Origin of the sequence: Streptomyces sp. TSRI0281 (genome assembly GCF_001905125.1) — a bacterium.
GTDB lineage: Bacteria > Actinomycetota > Actinomycetes > Streptomycetales > Streptomycetaceae > Streptomyces.
Window position 1 is genome coordinate 98200 of sequence record NZ_LWLE01000008.1, and the last position, 26775, is coordinate 124974.

15 protein-coding genes are annotated in these 26775 nt (G+C 72.9%); 9 read left to right on the forward strand and 6 right to left on the reverse strand.

Annotated elements, in window-relative coordinates; translation table 11 throughout:
* Window positions 1-22: 22 nt before the first annotated feature.
* The 6 genes from A6A29_RS15250 to A6A29_RS15275 all read left to right on the forward strand — a co-directional run bounded on the left by A6A29_RS15250 (window position 23) and on the right by A6A29_RS15275 (window position 8855).
* Entirely contained in the window at window positions 23-1312 is a 1290-nt protein-coding gene (locus A6A29_RS15250) for a DegT/DnrJ/EryC1/StrS aminotransferase family protein (RefSeq protein ID WP_073720620.1), read from the forward strand.
* 26 nt (window positions 1313-1338) lie between these two features.
* The gene (locus tag A6A29_RS15255) at window positions 1339-2028 is read left to right on the forward strand and encodes a methyltransferase (RefSeq protein ID WP_241838482.1); all 690 of its coding nucleotides are present in this window, start codon (window positions 1339-1341) and stop codon (window positions 2026-2028) included.
* A 46-nt stretch (window positions 2029-2074) separates the two neighbouring features.
* Entirely contained in the window at window positions 2075-2905 is an 831-nt protein-coding gene (gene hisN / locus A6A29_RS15260; RefSeq protein WP_073720622.1) for a histidinol-phosphatase, read from the forward strand.
* Window positions 2906-2919: 14 nt separating this feature from the next.
* Window positions 2920-4485 (forward strand): carbamoyltransferase C-terminal domain-containing protein, encoded by a 1566-nt coding sequence (locus A6A29_RS15265; RefSeq protein ID WP_073720623.1) that lies wholly within the window; start codon window positions 2920-2922, stop codon window positions 4483-4485.
* 812 nt (window positions 4486-5297) lie between these two features.
* Window positions 5298-7895: an SdrD B-like domain-containing protein gene (locus A6A29_RS15270; RefSeq protein ID WP_073720624.1), complete on the forward strand. Its 2598-nt coding sequence runs from the start codon at window positions 5298-5300 to the stop codon at window positions 7893-7895.
* Between the two features lie 120 nt (window positions 7896-8015).
* Window positions 8016-8855 carry a hypothetical protein gene (locus A6A29_RS15275; RefSeq protein ID WP_073720625.1) on the forward strand — a complete coding sequence of 280 codons (840 nt, stop codon included), beginning with the start codon at window positions 8016-8018 and terminating at the stop codon, window positions 8853-8855.
* A gap of 140 nt (window positions 8856-8995) precedes the next feature.
* Here the strand turns inward: A6A29_RS15275 and A6A29_RS15280 are convergent, their stop codons facing one another.
* A complete protein-coding gene (locus A6A29_RS15280) occupies window positions 8996-10297 on the reverse strand; it encodes a right-handed parallel beta-helix repeat-containing protein (RefSeq protein WP_073720626.1) in 1302 nt (433 codons plus the stop codon).
* A 96-nt stretch (window positions 10298-10393) separates the two neighbouring features.
* On the opposite strand from A6A29_RS15280, the gene A6A29_RS15285 reads away from it, so the two are divergent.
* Both A6A29_RS15285 and A6A29_RS15290 read left to right on the forward strand, forming a co-directional pair.
* A complete protein-coding gene (locus A6A29_RS15285) occupies window positions 10394-11599 on the forward strand; it encodes a Dyp-type peroxidase (RefSeq protein ID WP_073720627.1) in 1206 nt (401 codons plus the stop codon).
* Between the two features lie 245 nt (window positions 11600-11844).
* Complete coding sequence (locus A6A29_RS15290; protein WP_073720628.1) at window positions 11845-12285, forward strand: hypothetical protein; 441 nt, start codon at window positions 11845-11847, stop codon at window positions 12283-12285.
* A 346-nt stretch (window positions 12286-12631) separates the two neighbouring features.
* Here the strand turns inward: A6A29_RS15290 and A6A29_RS15295 are convergent, their stop codons facing one another.
* From A6A29_RS15295 to A6A29_RS15315, 5 genes are read right to left on the reverse strand one after another with little or no spacing between them, the layout of a single operon-like run.
* Entirely contained in the window at window positions 12632-14437 is a 1806-nt protein-coding gene (locus A6A29_RS15295; RefSeq protein ID WP_073720629.1) for a hypothetical protein, read from the reverse strand.
* Window positions 14434-18195: a vWA domain-containing protein gene (locus tag A6A29_RS15300; protein ID WP_073720630.1), complete on the reverse strand. Its 3762-nt coding sequence runs from the start codon at window positions 18193-18195 to the stop codon at window positions 14434-14436. Before A6A29_RS15300 ends, A6A29_RS15295 begins: the two co-directional genes overlap by 4 nt.
* Before the next feature lie 3 nt (window positions 18196-18198).
* Window positions 18199-19422 (reverse strand): ATP-binding protein, encoded by a 1224-nt coding sequence (locus A6A29_RS15305; RefSeq protein WP_073720631.1) that lies wholly within the window; start codon window positions 19420-19422, stop codon window positions 18199-18201.
* Window positions 19419-24608 carry a hypothetical protein gene (locus A6A29_RS15310; RefSeq protein ID WP_073720632.1) on the reverse strand — a complete coding sequence of 1730 codons (5190 nt, stop codon included), beginning with the start codon at window positions 24606-24608 and terminating at the stop codon, window positions 19419-19421. The genes A6A29_RS15305 and A6A29_RS15310 overlap by 4 nt, the downstream gene beginning before the upstream one ends.
* On the reverse strand, window positions 24605-25465 hold the full coding sequence (locus A6A29_RS15315) for a DUF4132 domain-containing protein (protein ID WP_073720633.1): 861 nt from the start codon (window positions 25463-25465) through the stop codon (window positions 24605-24607). Before A6A29_RS15315 ends, A6A29_RS15310 begins: the two co-directional genes overlap by 4 nt.
* Window positions 25466-26133: 668 nt before the next feature.
* Here A6A29_RS15315 and A6A29_RS15320 point away from each other — a divergent pair.
* Window positions 26134-26775, forward strand: a complete 642-nt coding sequence (locus A6A29_RS15320; protein WP_073720634.1) for a hypothetical protein — start codon at window positions 26134-26136, stop codon at window positions 26773-26775.

The window sequence follows — 26775 nt, forward strand, 5'->3', positions numbered from 1 at the left end:
CCGCGAAAGGCAGGAAGGACACATGACCACCGCCGAACAACTCGCCCTCCTGGGAGGCGTGCCCGCCATCGATCAGCCGCTGCCGCACGAGGTCTGGCCGCCTCCCGCCGACGCGGCGGAGCTGTCCGAACTGGCCGAGCAGCGGAACATCGACATCTCCATCAAGGGCAACAGTGGTCCCATCGGCCGGCTCGAGGCCGACTTCCTCGCCTTTCTGAACCACCGAGCTCGCTTCGCAGTCACCTTCAACTCCGGTACCAGCGCCCTCCTCGCCGCCTACTTCGCCCTCGGTGTGCGCGAGGGCGTGGACGTCGTGGGACCGGCACTCACCTACCATGCGGCGCTGAGTCCCGTCTTCGCGCTCCGCGGTGACGTGGTCCTGGCCGACATCGACCCCGATACCCGTGGTCTGGACCCCAAAGCACTTCAGGCCGCGCTCACCGAGCGCACCAAGGTCATCACGGTCGTCCACCAGTGGGGCCACCCCTGCGACATGGACGCGATCCTGCGGATCGCCGAGCGACACGGGCTGCGCGTCCTGGAGGACTGCTCCCACGCCCATGGCAGCCACTACAAAGGCCAGCCCGTCGGTACGTTCGGCGACGCCGCGGTCTTCTCCCTCCAGGCCAACAAGGCCGTCTACGCGGGAGAAGGCGGCATCCTCGTCACGAGCGACCCCCAGGTGCACGACCGCGCCACTCTCCTCGGGCACTACCGGGACCGCTCCCGGGACAACGTCCTCGACGAGGACCTGCGTACGCACTGGGTCACCGGCTTCGGACTCAAGCTGCGCATGTCGCCGTTCAACGCCATCGTCGCCCGGCACGCGCTCGCAGCGTTCCCGGCACGCAAGGAGGCCCGACACCGCTGTCTGCGCTACCTCGGTGAGCAACTCGGCGAAGTGGCCTATCTGGAGCCGGTACACGTTGCCGACCACGTCGACATGGGTGCCTGGTACGGCTACAAACCGCTCTACCGGCCCGAGGCCCTGGGCGGCGTCCCACGCTCCGTGCTCATCGAGGCGCTGCGCGCCGAAGGCATGGAAGTGGGCGCCCCCTCCGGCCCCCGGCTGTCGACCCTGCCGCTCTACTCCCGCCCGGAGAACCCCCTCTTTCCCGGAACGCCGAAGAAGGGCATCGCACCGGAGACCGGCTCACACGCCGAGCACGTCGAACAGCACGCGCTGTCCCTTCCCACCTTCACCGACTGGCCTGCGGACACGAGGCTCATCGACCAGTACGCCGAAGCCTTCCGCAAGATCGGCCGGCACCGCGAAGCGCTCGTGCGGTACGCGGCCGACCCGTCCCGATGACCGACATCACCGAAGAGGTGGAGACCATGACTTTCAAAGAGTCCCCCGAGGCCGTGGCCCAGGTCCTGCGGCACGCCCTTGTCGGTGACGACCTGCCGGACGCCTTCACCCTGCTGGGGCGGGAATGGAGCCTGCACCGAGGCGTCTTCCCCAGCACTCTGAGCGCCGCCACCGAGGTGATGGCCTCGATCGTGCCGTATCCCCCGGGCGGCTCGTTCCTGGAGGTCGGCTGCGGCACGGGCGTCATCTCCGTGACCGCCGCGCTCAACGGCTGTGCCTCCGTCACCGCTCTGGACATCAACGAAAAGGCGGTGGCCAACACGGCTGCCAACGTCGAGCGGCACGGTGTGGGCGACCGGGTACGCGTTCTCCACAGCGACATGTACACGGCGCTCGGGCCCACGGAGCGTTTCGACGTCATCTTCTGGAACGTGCCCTGGACCTATGTGGAGGACGGCTTCTCGCTCTCCACCGATCTGCACTCCGCCGTCTTCGACCCGGGCTACCGGGGCCAGGCCCGGTACCTCGCGGGCGCCCATGAGCATCTGGCCGACGGTGGCAGGCTGCTGCTGGGCACGGCCGACCTGGGGGACCGTGAACGGCTCGACGCCCTTGCCGAGGAAGCCGGCCTGCGGGTCGAACTGCTGCACCGCGTGCGCCGGATCGAGGAGGTACGGGTCATGGAGTACCACGTACTCGAACTGCACGCGAAGTGATCCGGCTGAGCCCCCGAAGCCTACGATGTGTGCAGTGAGGCGCTCCATGTCACAGCAGACCGATCTCGAACTGGCCCTGCGACTCGGTGATATCGCCGACAGCATCACCAGCCGTCGCTTCCAGGCCCGCGACCTGCGGATCCGCGAGAAACTGGACCGTACGCCCGTGACCGACGCGGACACCGCCGTCGAAACGGCCGTACGCGAGGCGCTGAGGTCCGCCCGTCGGGACGACGCCTTCGCCGGGGAGGAGACCGGCGGCTCCGTCATGGCCGGGCGCACCTGGATGGTCGACCCCATCGACGGCACCAAGAACTTCCTCCGTGGGGTACCCGTCTGGGCCACGCTGATCGCCTTGCTGGAGGACGGCCGACCCACCGTCGGTGTGATCAGTGCCCCCGCCCTGCGCAGCCGCTGGTGGGCGGCGGCCGAACAGGGCGCCTGGCTGCGGCGCGGGTCGGTCGAAAGCGCCCCCCTGCCCCTGCGGGTCTCCGGCAACACCCGCCTCGCCCAGGCCTATCTGTCCACCACCAGCACACGCACCTGGGACATGTTCCACTCCCGTGCGGCTTATCTGCGCCTGGCCGAAGCGTGCTGGGAGGACCGCGCCTTCGGGGACTTCCTCCAGCACTGCATGGTTGCCGAAGGAACCCTCGACATCGCGGCCGAACCGGTCGTGAATCCCTGGGACATCACCGCCGTACAGATCCTCGTGGAGGAAGCCGGCGGTGTCTGTACCGATCTTCTGGGCGCCTCGCCCCAAGGCGGCACCGGCGCCCTGTCCGCCAACCCGCGGTTGCATCAACTGGCCCTGGAAGTCCTCTCGGTCCCGCTTGATTCAGGCGCCCCGCCCAACTGTCAGGTCGGAAACCCATAGAGAGACGGACCATCATGTTGATTCTTTCCCTGAAGGAAGGCCATGACGGGGCGATCGCAGCTGTCGAAGACGGCAAGCTGCTCTTCTCCCTGGAGGCGGAGAAGGACTCGTTCGGCCGCTACAGCGAAGTGACCGCGGAGGTGTTCGCCGTAGCGGCGGACCGGCTGGACAGGCAGCCGGACGTCATCGCCATGAGCGGCTGGATCAAGGGGACGCAGGCCACCGACCGGCCCTCGCGTGCCGGGTACTACGGTGTGGGCGAATCCGCGATCTCGGACGAGGCCGGCCGGTTCTTCGGAAAGGGCGTGCGCGTCTTCTCCTCCACACATGAGCGCTCCCACATCATGACGTCCTATGGAATGTCGGCATTCCGTCGGGACCAACCCTTCTACAGCCTGGTGTGGGAGGGGAACATCGGCTCGTTCTACCGCATCGACGAACACGGGAAGGTGACCCACCTCAAGGAGGTGCTCAACTACCCGGGCAACAAGTACTCCTACGGCTTCGCGCTCGCGGACCCCAAGTACAGTCCGCACGAGGAATTCGTCCGTTTCCAGGATGCGGGCAAGCAGATGGCGTTGGCCGGATTTGCCGAGGATCGATCGGCGACCCAGGCGGAACAGGAAGCAATCGACTTCATCCTCGGACAGAAGCAGGTCATCACCGGCAACCTGAAGGACCGGATGACCGACTCCCCTTTCCATAACATCGGCGTGGAGTCACCCGCGTACAAGAGTCTCGCCGCCCGCCTGTCGAACGCCATCTTCGACCGGTTCCACGCATACGCCCGGGAGCATATGACCGAGGGCCTCCCCCTGCTCATCTCAGGGGGCTGCGGGCTCAATTGCGAGTGGAACCGCCGTTGGCGCGAGTGCGGGCTCTTCCCCGCGGTCTTCGTCCCGCCGTGCCCCAACGACAGCGGCTCCGCGATCGGGACCGCCATCGACGCCCAGCACTTCTACACCGGGTCGGCCGACCTGGACTGGGACGTCTACGCGGGTGGCGAGTTCGTCGAGGACATGGAGTTCGACCCGCAGCGCTACGAGAGCCGCCCGGCGCGCTACGACGAGGTCGCCCGCTACCTCCGCGACGGGAACATCATCGGCTGGGCGCAGGGCCGCTGGGAGATCGGCCCCCGCGCACTCGGGAACAGGTCGATCCTGGCCGCGCCCTTCACCGAGGAGACGACCGTCAGGCTCAACCGGATCAAGCAGCGCGAGAGCTACCGCCCCATCGCCCCGATCTGTCTGGAGCAGGACGCGGGCCGCTGGTTCGGCGGCGGAGTCCCCGACCCCTACATGCTGTACTTCAGCCAGGTCGAGTCCGACGAACTGCGGGCGGTGACACACGTCGACGGAACGGCGCGTACCCAGACCGTCGACCCGAAGGCGAACCCGAAAATGTCCGGTCTGCTGACCTCCTTCGGCGAACTGACCGGATTCAGCGTCCTCTGCAACACCTCGCTCAACTATTCGGGGCGGGGGTTCATCAACCGCAACAGCGACCTGATTGCGTACGGCGAGCTCCACGGTCTGGATGGATACGTCGTGAATGACGTCTTCATTACCCCGCGACGATAGGTAACCGCCGCCGCATCGGGTAACCATGCCGCATGTCGCTCGCCGGGACGCCGCGGAAGTGGGCTTCACCATGGCAGGAGGGTCGGTCGCAGTATGGCCGGACCGGCTGAAGGGAACATCCGGTACGGCCTGCCACAGAGCCTTTGGGGAATGCCGGCGAGCCGACCGTCAGGGTCACAGGGTCAGCGCCGGCACGGTCGGTGACCCCCTGCGGCCGTCGGCACGGCCGGGGACCCGCCGCGGGAGGAGGGTTTCGGCCTGCGGGCCGGCGCGAGGACCGTCGAAGGCGCCCGGCACCCGAACCGGGGTGCCCGGTGGCGACGGCTGCGCGGGCGGCGCCCCGGCTCACTCCGCCCGCCCGTGCCGCGTACGCCGTCCAGGCCGACGCCGTCCTGACGGCCCGCCGCCGAGGTGTGTTGACGTATCGTCAACTAAGGCTGGGGCAAGGGCTTTTGGGATGGCCGCCCGCCCGTGACATGCGCAAGGACCGTTACGCGGGGAATCTGCGGAGAATGACTTCGCCATTCCGCCACGATCTTATGTAAAGCCCCTCTAAGATCTCCGGCGAGACGGTTCTCCGCATCTCTGTGTACTCCGTCACGAGCAGGACGAAAGCCCCTTCCAACACTTGAGAGCAGGGGATGACATACACACATGAAGCCGCCAAGAGAGCCACGCCCGAACCGCGTCGGCCGCGGTCGGGCGTGCTCGGCCGCCGTACCCTCGGCTGCCTGGGCGTGCTCGCCTTGGGAATCGGCAGTGGCTCGTTAGCCATGGCGCCTGCGGCCTACTCGCAGGCAGAGCAAGGATCAGTGACGGTCCGGGTGATCCGGGCCGTGGACGACAGCGGTGTGTGGACACCTGCGCTGGAGCCGGGTATCGCCGGCGTCAGGGTGACCCTCACCGACGACGCCGGAGTGGGCGTCGAGGGGGTCACGGCGGCCGACGGCACCGTGTCCCTGACCCCCGCAGGGGACAGCGACACCAACGGCAAGTACCGGGTGCAGGTGGTGAATCCGAAACCGGGTGTGCTGTTCCCGGCCTTCGCCTCGCGTCAGGGACTGGACGGCGCGCCCAACCAGCTGAGCAGCAACGAGGAGTTCGTCGACCTCTCCGGCAACAAGGACGTGGCGTACACCACCGGGCTGTGGAGCCCCGGCGACTACTGCCAGAAGAACGCGCCCTTGGTGACCACCTGCCAGCCGGCCACGCGCGAGGGCGGGACACAGCGCACGCTGGTCTCCTTCCCGTACTCGGCGCGCGGCCAGGACGGCGTCGACGTCAACGTCACCGACATCGCCACCAACGCCGAGACCGGCACGCTCTACGGCATGGCGTGGAACAAGGCCGACAAGCGGGTGTTCTCCTCGGCGGTGGCCAAGCGCACCACGGACTACGGTCCGGGCGGCGCCGGGGGGATCTACGTGACCGACCTGGCGCAGAAGAAGACCACCCTGTTCACGGTCGTCCCCGACGCGGGGACGACGGCACACGCCTCGGGCACCGACGACGCCTTCCTCGCCGCGCCCGGCAGGGAGAGCCTGGGCGGCATCAAGATCACCGATGACGGCCAGGACCTGTTCGTCGTCAACCTCAACACCCGCAAGCTCTACCGGTACGACGCGACCGCGGCGACCGCTGCGGCGCCCGAGGCCGTCGCGGCCATCCCGGATCCGGGCTGTCCCGCAGCGGTGGACTGGCGTCCGTTCGGCCTCGGCCTGCACGACGGCGTCGGCTATGTCGGCGGGGTGTGTTCCGGCGAGTCCACCGGTAAGGTCTCGGACCTGCGCGCGGTGGTCCTTCCCTTCGACCTGGCCACCGGAGCGTTCCAGGAACCGGTCCTGGACCAGCCGTTGGACTACCCGCGTCAGTCCACGATCGGCGGGCCGCCGTGCGACGGGGCGGGCTGGTTCCCCTGGACCGACACGTTCCCGGCCTCCCAGAACGGCCAGGCGTGCGCGACCTATATCGCCCAGCCCGAGCCGGAGTTGGGTGAGATCGATTTCGAATCCGACGGTTCCATGCTGCTGGCGTTCCGTGACCGCTTCGGCGACCGTTCCCCGGCGGGTCCCACACCCGGCTCGGTCGGCACCGTCCTGTCCGGCGGCGACCTGAACAAGGCATGCCTGGTGGACGGCGCGTACGTGATGGACACCAACAACGGCTGCGGGCTCTCCCCCCGGGGTACCCGCTTCTTCGACACCAGCCGGATGGGTTCCCATCACAACGCCTCCTTCGCGGGGATGGCGTTCTCCAAGGTCGAGGACACCATCGCCACCTCGGGCTTCGACCCCAACAGCACCGCCTTCGGGTACGGCACCACCTTCAACAAGCGCGACGGCAGGCAGGACCCGAAGTCCGGTCTGCGTCTCAACCCGGCCGGGGTCGCGGCCCCGTTCGGCAAGGGCGCCTCGATGGGCGACCTGGAGGTGCTCTGCGACCAGGCCCCGCTCCAGATCGGCAACCGGGTCTGGTACGACCCCGAGCGCACGGGCATCCAGAAGCCGGGCCAGCGCCCGGTCGTGGGCGCGACCGTCAACCTGTACGACGAGACGGGCAAGCTCGTGGGGACGACGGTGACGTCGGCGCGCGGCGAGTACTACTTCGACGACTCCAATGTCACCGGAGGCCTCCAGCCGAAGACCAAGTACACCATCCGCCTCGACAAGCCGGCCGACTACGCCGACGGCGGTCCGCTCCATCAGTGGGTGCCCACGGAAGCGGACGTCGGCGACAACCGCTTCATCGACTCCAAGGGCATCGTCCCATCCGGCGGGAAGTTCCCCGAGCGGGCGCTGACCACCGGGGGGCCGGGGGAGAACGACCACACGTACGACTTCGGCTTCCGGCAGCAGGAAGGCACGGTGAGCCTGGTCAAGCACGACCAGGATGGCAAACCCCTGGCCCGGGCCACGTTCCAGCTGTGGAAGGAGACGAACGGCTCCGACGCCTTGCAGACCTCCGGGGCGAAACCGGATACAAAGGTCGGCGAGCCCTGCGTGACCGGCACCGACGGCAACTGCGGCGGAACCGGCCTGCCGGGCACGTACTACTGGCAGGAGGTCAGCCCGCCGGACGGCTACGCCGCGCCGAAGGACCCCGTGTTCGGACCGCTGGAGCTCACCCCCGACAAGCTCGACGACGGGATCTCGGTGACGGCGGTCAACCACCGGTTGCCCGGTCCCGATCCGAAGCCCACACCGACGCCCAAGCCGACACCGGGCGTACCCGGCTCACCTGGGGCGCCCGGTGCACCTGGTGCCCCGGGCCACGCGTCCGGTCCGGGCGGCCTGGCGGCCACCGGCGTGAGCCTGGCGGTTCCGCTGGCAGCCGGCTGCGCCGCGCTCACCGTCCTCGGCACGGTGCTGGTGGTGACGATGCGCCGCAGGCGGAGGGCACAGCCCCTCTAGCCACCGGAACGGGGCGACCGGCCCCGGGGTGACTCTCCGGGCCGGCTCGGGCGGGTTCGCGGACCAGAGGTCCGCGAACCCGCCCTCTTGTGCGACCGACCGACGAGAGAAGGCAAGTGCATGGTGCGAAAGAGGAAGACCGGCGGCAGCAGGCCGCGTCGGACCCTCTGGTTCAGAACGCTGATCGCGGTCACGGTGTGCGGCGTCGCGGTGGGCGGCCTGGCGGTCTGGCGGGCCTTCTCCGCCGACACCGTCACCGACCGGCCGGTGACGACGGAGGAGGCTTCCAGGCTGGCGCTGTCACGGCTGAGCCTCTACCAGGACAGTCCCGTGGCGGTGACGCTCACCGCCGCCGCGGGCGGCGACGTGGTGGTGCGGGTCCAGGGGGTCGTGGACTACCGGAACCACCGGGCTGTGGGGAGCTACCGGGTCACCGGCGCCTCAGGAGCCTCACAGTCCTCGGGAGCCTCAGGGCCCGCCGCGGCGCAGCTCGACCACGGGCTGATCGTCTGGGACACCGGCGGTCTCGGGCTGGCTCCCGCGCCCAAGGACGACGACAGCCCGTTCTGGCAGCAGGCCGAGCACATCCCGCGCTCCGGCTGGTCCGCGCGCTCCTACTCCACCGACCCGCTGGACGCCGGGCTCCAGCTACTGATCGGGCTGGGCGCGGACCGCCCCGACAACCCGCTGCTGCTCGCCCAGTCCGGAGCGCGCCGGCTGGCGCGGGAACGCATCGACGGCCGTGACTACGACCGGTTCGCCGGGCCGCGCGCCCAGGGCTCCACTCCTGGGACGGGGCCCGACGGCGGACGGTCGCCGCTGACGTACTGGGTGGACGGCGACGGGGGCCTGCGACGGGTGACGATGCGGATGCCGGGTCTGGGGGTCCCGGCCACCCTGGAGTTCCTCGGACACGACAGCCGCGCGAAGCTCCCCGAGGCGCCGTGGGCCGCCCGCTGACCGCCCACCGGCCCCTGGTCGCCCAGCCATGCCCCTGCCCCGGGCTCCGCAGGGTGCCAACGGCCCCCGGTCGCCCTGCCGCCCCGGGATCGGGGTGGCAGGGCGACCGGGGGCCGTCGCAGCCCGCCGGAGCGTCGTGCTCAGCGAGTGCGCGGCACGGCGTCCACGTTCTTCGGGAGCGGGTAGGCGGCCGGGTCGACGGCTCCGGGCAGACCGCTCGCCGGGCTGCCCGGAGCCGTCGGGTCCGGCATGGACGGCTGGGCGGACGGGGCCGGCACCTGGCTGAACGGGATGCCGGGCGGCGCCTGTACCGGAGTCGTCCGGCCGCCCGGCGGTGCCTCCCGGCGGCGTGTACCGCAGCCCGCGAGACCCTCCAGGCCGTCCGGGCTCTGGGTGGCGGGCCGGTTGCCCGCGAAGCAGTTGCCGGGGTCCGCGGAGGCCAGTACGAGGTCGGTGCCGTTGCCGGTGGCGCGGTTGCCCTCGACGCGGTTGCCGCTCGCCGGATGTCCCGGCGGATCGGTCACCACCACCCCGGCCGCCCGGTTGCCCCGGACCAGATTGCGCTGGACACGGTTCCCGGTGCCACCACCGATGCCGATGCCGATCCCGAAACCCCCGTCCGCCTGCTCGGGCGTGTCGTCCGCGTTGTTGTCGAGGACCGCGTTGCCCGCGATCACCGCGCCGCGCTGCGGGGCGAGGGCCTCCAGGTCATTGGAGTTGACCGTGATGCCGACCCGGTTGCCGGCGACGCGGTTGCCCAGCACGAACAGGCGGTCCGAGGCGTTGGTCAGTTCGACGCCGACGGCGTTGCGCTCCACGGTGTTGCCCCGCACGACGGTGTCGCAGGGCTTGCACTGACCGACGTAGATACCGGAGTCGGCGTGCCCGGAGGCGTACGAGTCCTCGATCACGCCCTCGCGCGCGTCGAAGGCGTAGATGCCGTACAGGCCGTTGTTGTACGCCGTCACCCGGGTCGCGCGAAAGCCCCGGACGGCGGGGAAACGCTCGGTGTCCAGCGGGTCGTAGGCGGAGCCGCCGGCGCCGCGCTGTTGCAGCCGCTCGTCGGTGACGCCGGTGAACAGCACGCCGTTGGCGAGATAGCCGTGCACGGTGAGGTTCTCGACCACCGAGCCGGCACCGGTCACGGTGATGCCGTTGGCCAGCCGCACACCCCCGTCGAAGACCACCTTGTTGCGGTCCGTGCCGCGCAGCACCACGCGGGGCTTGGTCACGTGCACGCTCTCCCGGTACACACCCGGACCGATCAGCACCGTCTCACCCTCGCGAGCGGCGTCCGCCGCCTCCTGCACGGTGGGGTAGTCCTGCGGCACGCGCAGCACGCTCCCCGCCGGATGCCGCGCATCGGGGGACGTCGGCTCCGGGCCGGAGCAGCCGGTGGCCGCCAATGCGGCCGAGGCCATCAGCACCGACAGCCGCAGCATCACCCGAGACGCCCTCGACGGACCGGCCGCTCGCGCCAACAGGCCTTGTGCAGACAGGATTTGCATGGATGTTGTTCTATCGTCTCCAATAGGCACATGCCCACCGAACAGGGAAAAGAGCAGGATTCATCCCGGCCTGCGGCACCTCGTGTGGGGCGGCGCCGGGCGCTGCTGGCCGGCGGAGCGGTACTCGCGGCCGGGATGGGCGCGGCGGCCGGCGAACTGGCGGCCGGTGACCGCGCGGACGGCCGGGCCACCGCCGACGCCCCGCCGGCCGCGGTCCCCTTCCACGGTGCCCGGCAGGCGGGCGTCACGGCACCCCAGCAACCGGCCACGCATCTGCTCTCCTTCGACCTCCCGCGGACCTCCGCCGCCGCCTGCCGGAAGACCCTGCGCGACGTCCTCGGTGCGCTGACCGGCACGCTCGCCACCGTCACGTCCGACGCCCCGCCGGACCCACGGCTCCAGGGCGGTGCCACGACCCGGCTCACCTCGCTGGTCGGCATCGGCCCCTCGCTCGCCGCCCGCCTCGGTCTCGGCGTCCCCGCCTCTCTCACCGGGTTGCCGTCCTTCCCCGGCGACCGCCTCGACCCGCGGCGCAGCGACGGCGATGTCCTGGTCCAGCTGTGCGCTGCCGACCGTTGGACCCTCACCGTCGTCGCCGAACTCGTCGGCGCGGCCGCGCACGCCGCCGGTGCCGTACCGCGCTGGACCCAGTCCGGCTTCATGCCCCACACGGCCCCGGGCACCACCCCCCGAAACCTGTTCGGCTCCAGGGACGGCACCGCCAACCCCGATCGGACGGCGGCCGAGCAGTGGGTCTGGAATCCCTCCGGAGCCCACCGGAACAGCACCGTGCTGGTCTACCGGAGGATCCACATGGACGTCGCCGGTTTCGCGACCCTTCCCGAGGCGCACCGCGACCGGGCGATAGGCCGCCGCGCACGTGACGGCGCCCCGCTCAGCGGCACCGCCGAGCACGACGAGCCGGACATCTACGCCAAGAACCCGGACGGTTCCTACGTCATCCCCGCCACCGCCCACGTGCGTCTGGCCAGCCCGCGCTTCGACCGCGGCGCCCGTATGCTCCGCCGGAGCTACAGCTACGACGACGGTCCCGCCGACCGCGGCCTTCTCTTCTGCGCCTTCATGCGCGATCCGGCCCAGTTCACCCGTGTCCAGAACCGCCTGGCCGCCCGCGACGCACTGAATCCCTTCCTCCAGCACCGGGCCTCGGCCGTGGCCTACGTCCTGCCCGGTGCCCCGAGCACCGGAACCCTCGGCGAACAGCTCTGGACGTGAAGTCCGCCGCGCCGCGCCATGCCTCCTTGCGCAGTTGACGACACGTCACCTATTCGCGATGTCGTCGTCATGCGGGTCGACGAAGCGGAATCCGATACCGTGGTGGGCCCTCAAGGCGTCGGCATTCACGCAGGTCAAAACATCGGTGATACCGGTTGCCAGGCGTTGCGGCTCGTTGGCCGGTGTGAGGGCCTTGCCGGGGCCCTGGAGCGCGGGGTGGCGGCCGGGCAGGCTAGTTTACTCGGATGAGTCTCCTTGATGATGTGGCCGAGCGCGACGGCTGGCGGTGCTGGGTGTGTGACGAAGCGGTCGACCCCGACGAATCGGTGAACGACCCGCGGGGGCCCAGCGTCGACAGCCGGACGGCCGACCGGAAGGCCAAGGTGGCCGAGCGGCTCGCCCACCGCGGATGCAACACCCGCAAGGGCGCGGTCAAGGTGGTCATCGCCTGGCCGGACCGCCTGTACGTGGTCGAACCCGCGCCGCTGATCACCGTCGCCGGGAGGCTGGAGCGCAAGGGGGGCCGCGAGATGGTGGGCCGTTGTCCGACCAGGCGGGACGCCCAAGAGGCGGCGGACTGGCTGGTGGACCGGTTCTCCCGACTGGTACCGGGACTGCCGGTGACCGCCGACATCGAGCCGGGCGGCGGCCAGTTCCTCGTCACCCTGGCCGCCGGCCGCCGCTGACCAGGAATCACCGGCGCACACTCGCGTCGAGCCGAACCATCGGCCGACTTTCCCGTTCGGGGCGTGTGCGCAGCCGGCCTTGATGCGTCCAGGCGATGAGCCGAGCACGCGCGGGGCGCCGGTGTCCTCACCGATACCCGCCTGGCCGCGGAGACAGAGCACTGATCACGGAAGGCGCGGTTGTCCGCCCGCAGGACCACAGCCGACGCGGCAGGGGCACGCATCCAGAAGGCCGGCCGGGCAGCAACTGGCACTCAAGATCGAGGTCAGGGACGGGAAGCCGTACGTCGCCCACGCCACGCCTTCCCACGGGGCGTACACACCAGATGGCCGGAACAAGCAACGCCTATCGGGCCTGCGTCGGTTCCCAGGCCGCCGCGCACAGGGACTCGGCCACGGCGGCCGTGTAACGGGCGGCGGCCAGCCAGTAAGTGGCGAAGCCGTCGGTGTCGGCAGGGAGAAGGCGGCCGAAGAGGTCGCGATCGCGTCGGGCCGCCGAGGTGCACAGGGCGGCAAGGAGTCCGGCGGCCGTGGGGAGACCCGCGCGGCGGATGCGGCGGGTCTCGGCGGTAACGTCGCCGAGCATGCCGAGGGCGGCGCGGCCCGCCGGGACCGCCTGCTCGACCCGGCGCTCCAGGAGGTACAGGAGCGAGTGCGTGCCGGACCCTCCGGACTGTGACGGGGCGGGGTGCACGGGGGCGGCCGGGTCCGGCAGGTCGGCGCGGCGCAGCCGGTCGAGGCCGAGGTCGATCGTGCCCTCGCCGGTGGGGTGCGAGCAGGCGAGGAGGGTGAGCCGGGGGTGGGGGGCGGGCACCAGGCGGCCGATGATCCGCAGCCGTGTCCCCGGCGCCGTGGCCAGCAGCATCAGGTTGTCGCGGTGGGCCAGCGCGGGGTCGTCGTCGGCGACGGTGAGCCGGACAAAAATGCCTCCCTCGCACAGCGCGAGCAGGCAGGTGCCACCCGACTCCCGTACCGCGCCGAGGAGTTCGACGTCCAGGAAGAGCAGGTCGCTGCCGCCGCCGTCCGGGTCCGCGTAGCGGGAGGTGGACCGCAGGGCGCGGGCGGCCTGTTCGGACGGCGGCGTCTCCCACAGGGCGGCGAGCGGCAACTCCGTCCACGCCGCGCCCCTGGCGGTAACGGCCTTGACGCCCTTCCCGGCGCCCAGTCTGCCGTCCGGTGAGACCGTCGCCCCCGAGACCGCCAGGCCCGCCCGGCCCAGCTCCCGGTGGGTCAGCGCGCTGTCCCCCAGGCGCACGGCCCGGTCGGCCACACCCAGGGCGCGCCCGACGCCGCCGGGTGCCACGTCGCCGACCGTGCAGAGGCGGCCGTCGGATCCCGCGACCCAGGTTCGGACGCCGCCGTGCCCCGAGGCGGTGACCACGGGTTCGGTGAACAGGCCGTACAGGCGCAGCGAACCGTCCGGGCTGTAGGGGCGGCGTACGCGGCCTCTGACGGCGGCCAGCTCCGCCCCGGACGCCGTACCCACTCGGTGTGCGGTGCCCAGGAGTTCGGCCAGGGCCGTGACGAGGTCGGCGGTGCGGTAGGACGGGTCCCCGGCGCGGGCCGCGCGCAGCAGCGTGACGACGGACAGTGCGGCGCCCGCGGCGCGCGGAAGGTTCCGGAGCCGGGCGGTGTGCGCGGCGCGGAGGAGGGCCGACTGGGTGACGGCCCCGGCCCCGTCGATACCGGCCTCCAGCACGGCGGCACCCGCCGACCACAGGGCGTCGGCCGCGGCACGCTGGGCTGGGCCCGCCACCTCGGGCGGGGAAGCGTCGTCGGAGTCGGGGGCGGGAGCGGGGTCCGTCGCGGAGGCGGGTTCGGGGACCGCCCGGGTGGGCCGGCCGGCGAGTTCCGGCGCCGGGTCCGCCGTGGGGGCGGCACAGGCGGCGGCCGCGCGGTGGATACATGCCGGGGCGAGGAGGCAACCGCAGGTGATGGCGTCCGCCGTCGCCACCACGCCACCCGGGGCGTGCAGGCGCAACTCGGTCTCGTCGTCGACCGTGACCGTCACCGTGTCCCCGTCGCGGTGCGTCGGGCGGGCGCCGAGCTTGGTGACCGCCGCGTCCAGCCGCTTGCGCAGCCGGGGCGAGAGGTCCTCCACGAGCGTGGCCGTGACCTCCGGCGCGACGGGTGGCAACTGGGCGGCGTTCATGCGGTCTTCTCCCCTATCCAGCGGGCCAGTTCGAGTGGGCTGAGGGCCGCCACGGGCATGCCGGCGGCCACGAGCTGCCCGGCGACGCCCGTCGAGTAGCGGGGCCGCCCGGCGTCGTCGAGGCTCGCGCACCCGAGGACGTGGCAGCCGGTGGCCACCAGAGCCCGCACCTCGGCCAGCAGTCCGCCGAGCGGCGCGCCCTCCTCGAAGTCGCTGATGACGACGACGAGGGTGCGGGTGGGCACCGCGATCAGGCCGCGGGCGTGCCGCAGCCCGGCGGCGATGTGCGTGCCCCCACCCACGCTCACCTCCAGCAGGAGGGAGAGGGGATCGTGCACATGGCCGGTGAGGTCGACGACCTCCGTGGAGAAGGCCAGGAAATGGGTGCTCAGGGTCGGCACCCCGGCGAGCACGGAGGCGGTCAGCGCGGACCAGATCGTGGACGCCTCCATGGATCCGGAGACGTCGGTGACCAGGATCAGGCGCCAGTCGGCCGACCGGCGACCGCGGCTGCGGAACACCGGCTTCTCGGGGATCACCTGGACCGTTCCGTCGGCCGCCCGGCGGGCGGTGGCCAGGTTGGCGCGCAGCGTGCGCGGCAGGTCCAGCCGGCCGCCGGGGCGGCGGGTGGGCCGGGCCAGCATCGTGCCGGTGAGGGCGGGTCGCAGCCGGGTGGCGAGCTGCCGGGTCAGTTCGTCGACCAGGCGGCAGACCAGCGGCCGGAGCGCCGCGACGCGGGCTTCGGGGAGGCCGCCGGCGTACCGCAGGATCGTCCGGAGCAGTTCCACGGAGGGGGTGGCGGCCGCCGGGTCGAGTTCGGCGAGGACGTCCTGCCGCCCTGTCACGGCCGCGGCGGCGAGGACCTCCTCGCGGACGCCGGGGCCGAACAGCGCGGCCAGTTCCTCGGACCACTCGCGGACGCCGGGGAACGACGGTTCCCGGCCGCCGCGCGGTCCGGAGCCGCTGGGCAGGCCGCCGCGGGATCCCTCGCCGTGTCCCGCGCCGTAGAGCTCGTCCAGAGCGGTCGCCAGGCGGGCGGCGCCGGACGGCAGTTGGTCGGGACGCCGGCCGAGCACGAGCCGCCACCGATCGGCGGGTGTGAGGGTCCGCGCGGGGGTGGCCTCGGTGGAGGATGCGGTGGCGGGTGTGACGGTGGGGCGCGTTGCGGCGGGGTGGCCGGACAGCGGTGGGAACCGTTCGTCGTGCACGGGTGGCGGGACGGGCAGGCCGAGGCCGGTAAGGAGCTCGCGGGCCGCGAGGTCGGCGACCGTGCGGCGGGCCGACTCGACCGGATCGTCCGCGTCGAGGGTGTCCACCCGTTCGCCCAGCCGCTCCTCGACGGTGTCCAGCAGCCGGTCCCGGGCGGCCGGGCTCAGGGTGTCGAAGCCACCGCGCAGAGCCGGCAGCCGGGCCAGGAACGCGGCGTCCTCCAGCTCGACGACCCGGTGCAGCAACGGGTCCAGGGCGCCGGCGCCGACGGTCAGGAGCGGGCCCGCCACCGTCAGGACGCCGGTGAGGCGGGCGGTGAGCGCGGCCCGGGAGGTGCTGTCCACGGCTCCGTCCACCCAGGAGGCGACGCGCCCGCCGAAGGTCTCGGCCTCTTCGTGGCCCGTGAGCACTCTGACCGCTCCGGCGGCCGCGGCGATCAACGGGGTGCCGTCGGCGGCCAGCCGGGCGAGGGCGTCGGTGAGCCGGATGCCGCCCACCCGGTCGGCCCGCTGGGCCAGTTCGAGCAGCGCCCGGGCGTCCTCGGGCTCCTCGGAGCCGGTCAGGCCGTCGACCTGGCGGACGGCGGCCGAGGTCAGGAGTTCGGCCGCGCGCGCGGTGCGGGCGGCACGAGCGGACGCGGACGCGGTGGCGGTGGCGTCCGGGGCCGAGGCGTCGTCGGGCGCGGCCAGGCCCGGCAGGTGGCCGGCGTCGATGCGATCCAGCAGGTCGAGCCCGGTGAGGAGTTCGGGAAGGGTGCCGCTCGCGGGGAGTACGTCCGCCACTTCCGTCAGCCGTTCGTCGGCCAGGACGGGGAGCCCGCACTCGGCGGCCTCCGTGAGGCCGCGGACGACCTGGGCGGCCGTCGGGCCGCCCTCCGCGTGCTCGGCCGCGCGCCGCTGCCGCAGCACGCCCTCGGCCGCCTGGCCCGGGGTGACGCCGCGGGTCCCGGCCGCGGTGAGCATCGCGGCCGTCGCCGGGGTCCACCGCACCTGCCAGCGCGTCGTGAGTCCTTCCGTGCCCGCCGCGCCGGTCACCCCCTGCTCCTGCGCGTAAGGGATGCCGCACACCGTCAGCCTGCGCAGCAGCAGTTCGCGGCGCCGGTCCAGGGAGGAGCGCGCCGGGTCGAGCCGGAGGTCGCGCGGTGTCTTCTCGTGCGCGTCCTCCGGGCCGGGGAGGGAGAGCGCCGCGGTCTCGGCCTCGACGGCGGGGCCCAGTCCGCTGCGCGGGGCGGCGGGCGCGGGCCGTCCGGTACGGGCTCCGACGAGTACGCGTTCGAGGGCCGCGGCGACGGCGCGGCCCGTGCCGTAGGTCTCGCCGCGCCCGAGCACCGTCTGCACGGCTTCGAGAAGTTCACCGCGGCCGGGGGCGGGCAGGTCGCGAAGGCGGGCCAGGTCACCGGCCACCCGGACGACCTCCCGGCCGTCCGCCGGGCCGTAGGGGTGGCCCTGTTCGCGCAGGGCGGCGCAGACGCGGACGGCGGTGCGGATCAGCGCCTCGTGCAGCGCGGCCGGGTCCCCGGCGGCGTCCAGGACGGTGTGCTGCCACTCCGGGTCCCGGATGCCGGCCGGGTAGCCGGACCGTGAGTCGAGCAGCGGGTACGTGTACGGGACCAGGGAGACCGTGCACGCCGCCGTCCCGGCAGCGCCGTTCACGTGGCCGTCCGCGTCCCGTGCGGGGCCCCCGGCGGCGGACGGCAACAGCGCCGGGGTGTGGAAGGCTCCCACCACCACGGCGGGCCGCCGCCCGCTCGCCAGGGCCTCGTCGACATGTCCGCGCATCCATGCCTCGCGCACCAGGTCCGTGCCGTGCACCCCGCCCCGCGCCTCGGCCTCGTAGCGCAGTGCCCAGCCGGTGAGCAGGGCCGCACGGCGGAGCGCCTCGGGTGTCGAACCGGGCGCGAGGGCCTCCACCAGCCGGTCCCACAGGTCGTCGCCGTCCCGGCCGGTGAGCCGGGACCGGAGGGCGGCGGACAACCCGTGCCCCTCCCCCGGCACGGGTACCGAGTCGGCTCCCGGAACAGGGGCGGGGGTGGGGGTGACCGGACCGCCGCCCGCCCACGCCCGGTCGGCCAGCGGCAGATCGCAGGCCACGGCCGGGACCCCGTTTCTCGCCGCCCAGCGCAGAGCGACCAGCTCGGGCGAGAAGTCCGCGAACGGGTAGAAGGCCGGACCCCGTTCGCCTGCCGAGCCGGGCCCGTCGGCGGGCACGGCCGCAAGCGCCACCGGGGCCTCGGTCTCCTCGTGGGCGAGCCAGCCCAGCCAGGGCTGGAACTCGGCGGGCAGTTCGACGAGGAGGACGTCGGGGGCCGCCGCGTCCAGCAGTGCCGGGAGGGCGGCCGCCAGCGAGGGCGCGTGGTGGCGCACCCCGATCAGGAACGGCAGCCCGGGTCCGGTCGCCGCGAGGGCCGCCACCGCGGCTTCCCCGGTGCGGGGCCCGGCGGCCGGGCCCCGCACCGGGGAGGCTGCCGGCGCACCGGCGGTGGGCGGAGCCTCGGCGGTGGGCGGAGCCTCGTGGGTGGACCGCGTCTCGGGGGTGGTCGACTCGCTCATCCGTCAGTTCTCCAGCACCGAGCGCAGGTCCCACAGGGCACGCCAGGTAGCCGCCCCCTGCTCCGCGCGCCTGCGCACCGGCCCGTCCCAGTACCCCAGCAGCCGTGCCGCGTCGGCGGGGTCGTCCTTTCGGACGACGCCGAGCAGATGGCCGGGCAGGAGGGAGAGTACGTCCCGGTCGCCGGGGAAGTAGGCGGCGGCCAGGCCCAGGGAGCCCGCGACGGAGACCGCCTCCGCCGTGCTCATCACCGTGGAGGGGCGCTCGACCTCCCAGCCCTCCACGGAGCGGCCCTCGCGCAGGTCCCGGAAGGCCGTGACAAGGGCTTCGAGGACCGCGTCGTCCACCTGGTAGGCGGCGCCCACGCGTTCGACGGCTGCCCGCGACTGGCGCCGGACGAGCGCGGTCTCGGCGTCCACGTCCCCGATGTGGCCCACGGTCTCGAAGTTGAAGCGCCGCTTCAGCGCGGCGGACATCTCCGAGACGCCCCTGTCCCGCAGGTTGGCGGTGGCGATGAGGGTGAACCCGGGGGCCGCGTGCACCTGGGCGCCCTCGCCGCCCGCGAGTTCGGGGACCGCGATCCGCCGCTCGGAGAGCAGTGACACGAGGGCGTCCTGGACCTCCGGCAGGCAGCGGGTGACCTCCTCGACGCGGGCGACGGCCCCGCGGGTCATGGCGGTGAGTACCGGGGAGGGCACCAGGGCCTGCTCGGTGGGGCCCTGGGCGAGCAGCAGCGCGTAGTTCCAGCCGTACTTGAGCTGGTCCTCGGTGGTGCCCGCGGTGCCCTGCACGGTGAGCGCGCTGGTCCCGCAGACGGCCGCCGACAGCAGCTCGGAGAGCATGGACTTGGCGGTTCCGGGTTCACCCACGAGGAGGAGTCCGCGCTCTCCGGCAAGGGTGACCACGCACCGTTCGACCAGGGCGCGCTCGCCGACGAACTTCTGCTCGATCACCAGACGGCGCGGCACCCCGGCTTCGGGCCGGGCGCCCTTCGGCAGGCTCAGTGCCTCGCCCGCGCTGCCCGTCACGAAGGTGACGACGGCCCGCGGGGTGAGCAGCCAGCCGGGTGGGCGGGGCCCGGAGTCGTGGGCGGCGAGGAAGGCCAGCTCGGTGGCGTACCGGTCCTCGGGCGGCGTGACCTGGCGGTGCTCCCGGCCGGTTGCCGTCGCCTGGTCCGGGACGCCGCCCGTGGTGGTGCTGTCCATGGTGGTCGTGGTCTCGTTCGTCATCGGCGGCGGCCCTTCCGGGTTGCGCGGGTGTCCAGTTCTTCGAAGGCGGGAGTGTCGCCGCCGCGGACCCGTGCCCAGGCGGCTGCGAACAGCGCGGGCACGGGGAGGTGGGGAAGGGTCCGGGTGGACCCGGCCACGGGGTACAGGCGTTCCTTCCAGGTCTCCAGCGGCAGTCCGGGGGTGCCGCGTTCGAGCCAGCCGCAGGGGAGGAACAGGGTGCGGCCGGCGCGGGATCGCTTCGCCTCCACGACGAGGTCGGTGGCGGCGAGTTCAGCCCGGGCCTTCTTGATCCGTGCCGGCTTCCACTCGGTCCAGCGGACGCAGTTGCGGTCCGTCGGGTCGGGCAGGGCGAGCAGCATCAGGTAGAGGGCGGCGGCGTCCGCGCTCAGGCCGAGGGCGTCGGCTGCCTCGGCCACCAGGTCCGGCACCGCACGCGTCGGGTCCTGGGCCGGGTGGTGCGGGGTGCCGTCGGGGGCACCCGCCGAGGCCAACGCGTCGGTCTCCTCACCCAGAAGTGCGCGCAGGGCGAGCAGATCACCGGTGCCGTGACGGCCGACGGTGCCCTCGACGAGGCCGAACGCCGGGTCGTCGGGGCCTGCCAGGCCGGCCGGGCGGATCAGCAGCTTCTCGTTGCTGCCGTGGCCGGGGGCGAGGAGCAGCGCCGTGCCGGCCCGGACGAGACCGTCGGCGGCGGCGCCGCCGGACTCGGGGAGCCCGTGGGCGGCGCGGACCACGGGGCCCATCGAGCCCCCCGACTCGGTCCAGTCCAGACCGAGGTCCAGCACCAGGTCCGGGTCGGCGAGGCGGTCACGCAGGGCCGCGAGCCCGACGGGCAGGTGCGCGCGCAGGGGGTGTCCGTACGGCAGTGTGTGGGCGAGGGTGCGCAGGGCGGTCAGGGCCGCGGAGACCGCACCGCGTGCGCTCACCCGGCGCAGGCCCGGGCGACCGGTGCCGTCCTGGACATCGGTGCCGTGGGCGAGCCAGGTCCGGGAGCCCGCGTTGAGGACCAGGTCGACGGCGCTCGGGGTGGTGCCCGACAGGTCGAGGTCGAGTTCCTCGGGGACACGGACGAGGGAGGCCAGGCGCTCCTGCCAGACCTCGGCGGCGGCCCGGACGTCGGGGCCCGTGGACCACAGCTCGGCCGGGTCCGCGGGCAGCAGTGCCCGGAGCAGGGCGTGCCGGTCGTCTCGGGGCAGTGCGTCCAGTCTGGCCTGGGCCGCCTCGAAGGCACGTGTCTTCGCCCCGAGCAGCGCGAGCGCCTCGGCGCCGGGCTCCTCGACGGCAGCCGACAACAGGGCGGCCGACTGGAGGGGACCGATTCCGGTGGCCGTGTGCATGGCCTCGGCGGCCTCCGGAAGCCAGGGTGCCGGACCCTGCTCCCGTACCAGGGCGGTGAGCCGGGTGAGCCGGTCGCGGGCGATGCCCTGCCGGTGAACGCGCTCGCGGTCCAGGGTGAAGCCGGGGACGGGACCGAAGGCGCCGGTCGGATCGTGGTCCAGGGCAAGCCAGCGTGCCGCGTCGTTCCGGGAGTTCCGGTCGCGGTTGGCGATGACCACGACGGTGCGGGCGCCCTTGCGCAGCACCTGGCCGAGGCGGTGCACGGCCTCGGGGCGTCCCGGCCCGGATGCCCCTCCGACGAACGGCTCGACGAGCTCCACCTGCCGGACCGTGCCCGCCGGGTCGGCCAGCGGGCCCGCGGCGAGGGTTTCCAGCAGCACGAGGAGCCCGGCGCGGTGCTCGGGGGAGGTGGTCGCCGAGGCGGCCCGGTAGGCCAGTTCGGGCAGCTTGTCGAGGAGGGAGGTCCAGGTCAGGGAGTCGCCGGGCACGGTGTACTCGTCCCGCTGCCAGCCGTCCGCGGGGGTGAACGGGACCTTGGACGGCGTGGGCGGTCCGAACGCCGGCTCGCCGCCGAGGACATGGTTGACGGCGAGGATCTGCCGGATCACGGTCCACCGGCTCCCGGCTCCCCACCAGTTGCCGTGCATCCGCTCGGAGCCCCAGGCGGTGGCGTTCCGCAGGTTCGTGTCGTCGCCGTGCTCGGGCTCGTGATCGAAGAACATGCCCTGGGTGCGCGCGGTGTTCCGAGGGGTGGCCGACTGCACGGGCTCGGGCGGTTCCAGGTACCGGGCGGCTGCGGCAGCCCGGTCCACCGCGTTCCGGACAAGCCCGGTGACGCCCGCGAGGAGCCGTACGTCGGTCACCTCGGGCAGCACCCGGGCGACGGCCTCCTGGCTCAGCTCCCGCGACGAGGGCCCGGTGTACTCCTCGACAGCCCGGAACGCCTCCAGGTGCCGGGCGACCGCGGCGGCGACCTCCTCGAACAGCTCCCCCGCGCGGGAGTCCGTCAGGTTCCGCAGGGCGATGGAACCCCGCTCGTCCCTCGGGCGCAGGGCGTGCCAGTAGGCGACGGGAGGCACGTAGGGGGTGCCTGCCGCGTTGTTCCCACCGGAGGAGTCGGTGGTGACGGACCACAGGCTGCCACCGGTGCCGTCCGTGTCCGCCGGGTGCGCTTCCACGGAGCGGTGGTGCAGGGCCGCGACCGGCCGTGACCCGCCGGGCAGGTTGAGGGCGCCGAGCGGTATCGGGGAGCCGTCGCCGGGCAGCGGGTGCGGCAGGGTAACCGTGTGGCCGTCGGGGGTGCCGGCGACGATCGAGTGCCCGTCGGCGGGTGCGGCGATGCCGGGCTCGGTGACCGTGCGGCGGACCCAGCGGCCGAGGACCGTGCCGTCCGTGCCGAACGGGGTGGTCTCCAGACCGGGTTGGAGGGGCAGCACCTGGCAGTGCTCGGTGAGCAGCCGGGCGCCGTCCCGCACCCCGGAGCGGAGGAAGGCGGGGAGGGATGCGCGGCCGTGCGTGCCGCTGACCGGGTCGTACTCCAGCCACACCCGCTGCGTGCCCTGGCGGCCTTCCCGCCAGTGGCCGGTGCCGTCGGAGATGACGGCGCGCTGAGGCGGGAGGGAGGTGTCGCCCGCGTGCAGGGTCTTGCCGCCGGTGACGCGGCCGCCGCTGGGCAGCGGCAGGCAGACCTCGTCCGAGGGGCCGGAGCCGCCCCAGCGGGGGGTCTGTTCGCCGCCGACGGTGAACACCTCGGCGGGGCGGTTCGACCAGTAGCCGCGCTGCTTGCCGTCCTCCCACCAGATGACCAGCAACTCGCCGTCGACGTAACGGAAGGCGAACGTCCGCCAGTGGTCGAGGGGGGCGGGCGGCCGCAGGGTGTGCCGCAGCAGAACGCCTTCCGGGCCGATGACGACGGCCCGTTCGAGAGTGTTCAGGATCAGCGCCGGCCAGGCGCCGGTGACACCGACGCCCTCCCGCCGGTGGCGCTGCTGACGCGCGGCGGCGGCGGCCTCGGCGGCCAGTTCGGCGTAGGTCTCGTCGAGCGCGGGCCAGCCCAGTTCGTCGAGGACGCCGGTACGCAGGGTGGAAGCGAGCAGCGGCACGACAGCATGGCCCTTGAGGATTCGCACGGCCTCCGGGGCGACGTCCGCGATCACGTCGCGGAAGACCGAGAGCCTGCTGAGAGCGGTGTGCAGCGCGGGGAGCCCTCGCGCGGCCGTGTACTCCGCCGCGCGGTCGGTCAGCCACTCCCGCAGTATTCCGGAGAGCACCGGGTGCGCCGCCAGCTTCGCCATACCGGCGTCGCTCAGCCGCTGACCGTGTCCGTCGCCGAGGCCGCCGAGGTTCCGGCGCAGAAGGGCGCGGAAGACCGGCCGTTCGGCGACGGCGGTGAGATCCCGTGCGCCGGGCACGGTGTCGGTGAGCCACGGGCCGAACGTGACACCGGGGGGCCGCGCGGTGCCCGTGTCCTGGTCGTCCGGCTCGGCGACGGGGACGCCGGAGGCCAGGCAGAGGTCGAGAAGGTCCAGATCGGCGGTGGGCTGCCAGCGGCCCTGGAACAGCTCGACGGGGCGCCCGTCGGCGCGCAGCCGGTCCGTCATCCGGGCGGCCAGGTCGAGGGTCTGCGAGCTGCGGGCGGCGGTGACCCGGTTGCGCCGGCGGTGTGCCTCCCAGCGGGCGAGCCAGTCCGCCGGGGAGACGGACGGGGCGGCGGAGTCGGAGGGAGCGATGCCGGAGGTGTCAGGGAGGGCGGTCAGCAGGTCCTCGGCGCCGGACTCGGCCAGCAACGCGAGCCAGCCGGATTCGCCGTCCTTGTCCCGGCCGCTCTCGCTGAAGGTCTCCGGGAAGAAGCCGAGGAGCCGGGCCCGCACGGCCGCATCCCGTCGAGCGAGGGCGATGAGCGCGGAGCGGTAGGCCGCCCAGAACGAGGCGGGGGCGCGGACCACTCCCGGGGAGCCGATCAGATCGGCCACCAGGTCGCGTTCGGCGGCCTCGCGGTCCAGCCCGGCGGCCTTGACCAGCGCGCGCACATCCTGCGGCAGCGCCGCGTACGGCGGCACGCCGGCCGCGCAGCGCTCGACCAGCAGACGGCGGAACTGCGCCCATGCGTCTGCCGGTGCGAGCCGGGCCACCAGGTCCCGCACGTACTGACGCAGCGCCTTGACGGTCAGCGCGCCGACGAACGCGAACTCCAGGAAGACCGCCCGCTGCCGGTCCTCGTCCACGACCAGTCCGTGCACCCGCTCGGCCTCGCGGGCCTTGCCGAAGAACGAGGCGGCGTAGGTGGTGTTCTCGGCCTGGAGGAAGAGGCGTGCCACCTGCTCGTAGTAGGTGGGGAGGAAGTGGGGCACGGCCCGGCCGAGCCGGGTGCCGAGTGCGTCGAAGCCTTCCTTGGCCGCTCCGGCGCGGGTCCTCGCCTGCCGGCCCAGCCGCTCGATGTCCTTGACCAGGGCCAGGGCGTGGTGCCCGTTGGCCGGGTCGTTGACCAACGCCCAGGCCGGGAAGCCCAGCGTCTCGCGGCGGACCTGGCCCACGACGGGGGCCTCGGCGGTCCGGGCCAGCCCGAGGAACTCCAGGGCCAGGTCCTCGGCTTCGCCGAGAGTGCCGGGCACGAGCCGGACCACGGGGCGGTCGCCGAGGGCGGTGTGCGTGTAGGTGCGGGCGGTCAGTGTGTCGGCGTCGTCCCGGTCGGTCGTACCGACCGGGAGGATCGTGCCGGCGTCCAGCAGGGCCGCCGCGCGGGCCTCGGCGGCCGGGGTGGAGTCGCTCCCGCCCCGGGCCTGGGCGGGGAGGAACGCCGCCCCCGCTGCCGTCGTGTTCGTATTGGTGTTCGTCGTCGTGGTGCTCATGCCGCCCGCTCCTCGTCCGCCACGTCGCGGCCGGCGTAGAGCGCCGCCGCCATGCGCATGCCCTCGGACCACGCGACAGGGCCGACCTCGGCGGCCGTCAGCGCGCGCCCCGCAGGTTCGGTCCAGCCCAAGGGGCCCGTCTCGGTGCCGTACTCGTCGTATCCGTCGTGCTCGCCGATCCAGATGCGCGCCTCGACGGTGACGCTGTCCTCAACGACCGGGCAGACCGCGTATCCGCCGCGCGACCGGTACCCGAGTTGGGTGACGCGGCCGTGCAGGAAGCGGACTTCCTTGAACACGCCGCCTGCGTAGGTGTCCACGGAGGTGGTGTCCGGGACGAGGTCCGGCGGGCGGCGCCACACCTCGCGGAACAACTGCTCCGCGTTCTGGCGCACCCCCAGTTCGACCGCGAACTCCCGCAGCTCGTCGAGGTCGTCGAGGAGAACGGGGTGGGGCACGCTGACGACGTCCGGGGTGATGCGGACCGTGTCGCCGTCCAGGTCGACGAGACCGAGACCGCGGTCGGGGTCGACATCGCGCAGGAAACCGGCGACCCCACCGTCCACGCCGGTGACCACCACGTCCCGCAGGGCCGCCTGCCACGCCGGGTCGGGCCAGACCCGGGCGAGCACGGCCGTGGGGACGGGCAACGAACGCACCATCCACTGCTCGACGTCGGTCAGGCACTGCCGTTCGTGCCGCTCCAGCCACTCGGTCAGCTGCCGGAGTCCGACGACCGCCGGGTCGTCCTTCAAGCCTGCCGGGACGGACTTCAGCCGTCGGCCCTTCCCATTGCGGCAGACCACCTTGCCCGCCTCCAGAGCGACTTCGTAGTCGCCCGCCGGAACCCACCCCATGCGCTGTTCTCCCCGTTGTTCCGGACGGCCGCCGAACCGGCGGCACGCTGATGAAACCCGTCAGCGGCAACGCACCGTGACGAGTGAAAAAGACTCTAGGCGCCACCAGTGACAATGGGTCCGGGCCCCCTCCGCTTCGCCGTACGGACCCGCACCTCAGCAGGACCGCCCGACGGTGCCCACCGTCCCGCCGAAGCCCGCGACGCCACGGAACCCGCCGGCGCGACGCCCGTCTCTTCCGCCCCGCTCGCGGAGGACGGTGGAAGGACGACAGGGATTGTCGGGTCAGGGAGCGATCGTGGTGTGGCCGAATGGCGTCGAACAGACGCGGGACGGGAACCCGCAGACAGACACCAACGACCTGGTGCCCGAGCAGGGCCGGGCACTGCCCGAGCAGGTCCGGGCACTGGCCGAGCAGGTCCGGGCACTGGCCGAGCACGTCGACGCCGAGCAGGGGGAACAAGCGGAGGCGGGCGTGATCGGCCTGGGCGAGGTCGGCCTGGGCGAGGTCGGCGTCCCTTGGCATGTGAGGTGTCGCGTCATCGGCCGGGGTGCTCCTGGCGCCCCTTCGGGTGGTTTACGAGCCCTTCGCGGACCGGGCGGCAAGGTGCCTGGAGCATTCGTTTCGGGTCGTGCCCCACGGCCCGGGGAAGGGATGGTGCACATCGATGAGTGCGACACGACGAAACGTTCTGGGTGCCGCTCTGGCCGCGCCGTTGCTGGCGCAGTTCACCGGGACGGCGTCCGCGGCGGATGAGAAGTACGGCACGGTCTCCGAGGGCTGGGTCGAGGTCCGGTGGTCCGAGCCGGTCCAGGCCGAGCTGGACCGGCTCGGAGCGGTGGTCGAGGCCGTGGCCCCGGCTGAGATGGTCAGGTCTTCCGGTGGGCCGGCGTTGCGGTTCCCCGTGCGGTCCGGCGAGGGCAACCCCTCTCTGACAGAGCTGCCGAGGGCCAAGGGCAGCGGTGCTCTCGACGGGGGCGTCTCGGTGCGCACACCGCTGGGCAACGTCCGGCTCACCGACCTGGAGAGCGCTCTGAAGGACGGACTGGCATCGGGAAAGTGCGAGGTCAACGGCCTCACTGTCGAGCACCCCTTGGCCCTCCGGTGCGGGGTGGACGAAGGGAAACTGTCCACCGACGAGGTTCCGGTGGGCCGGCCCCTGAAGGTCCGGCTCAGTGAGGTGCCGCTGTACGCCACCCCTGAAATGCTCAAGGCGTACACCGCGACGTTCGGCACGTCCCCGTTCAGCGCTGACTCGGTGCTGGGGTATGTGACCGTAGCGGGTACGTACACCCCGCCGAAGCCGTGA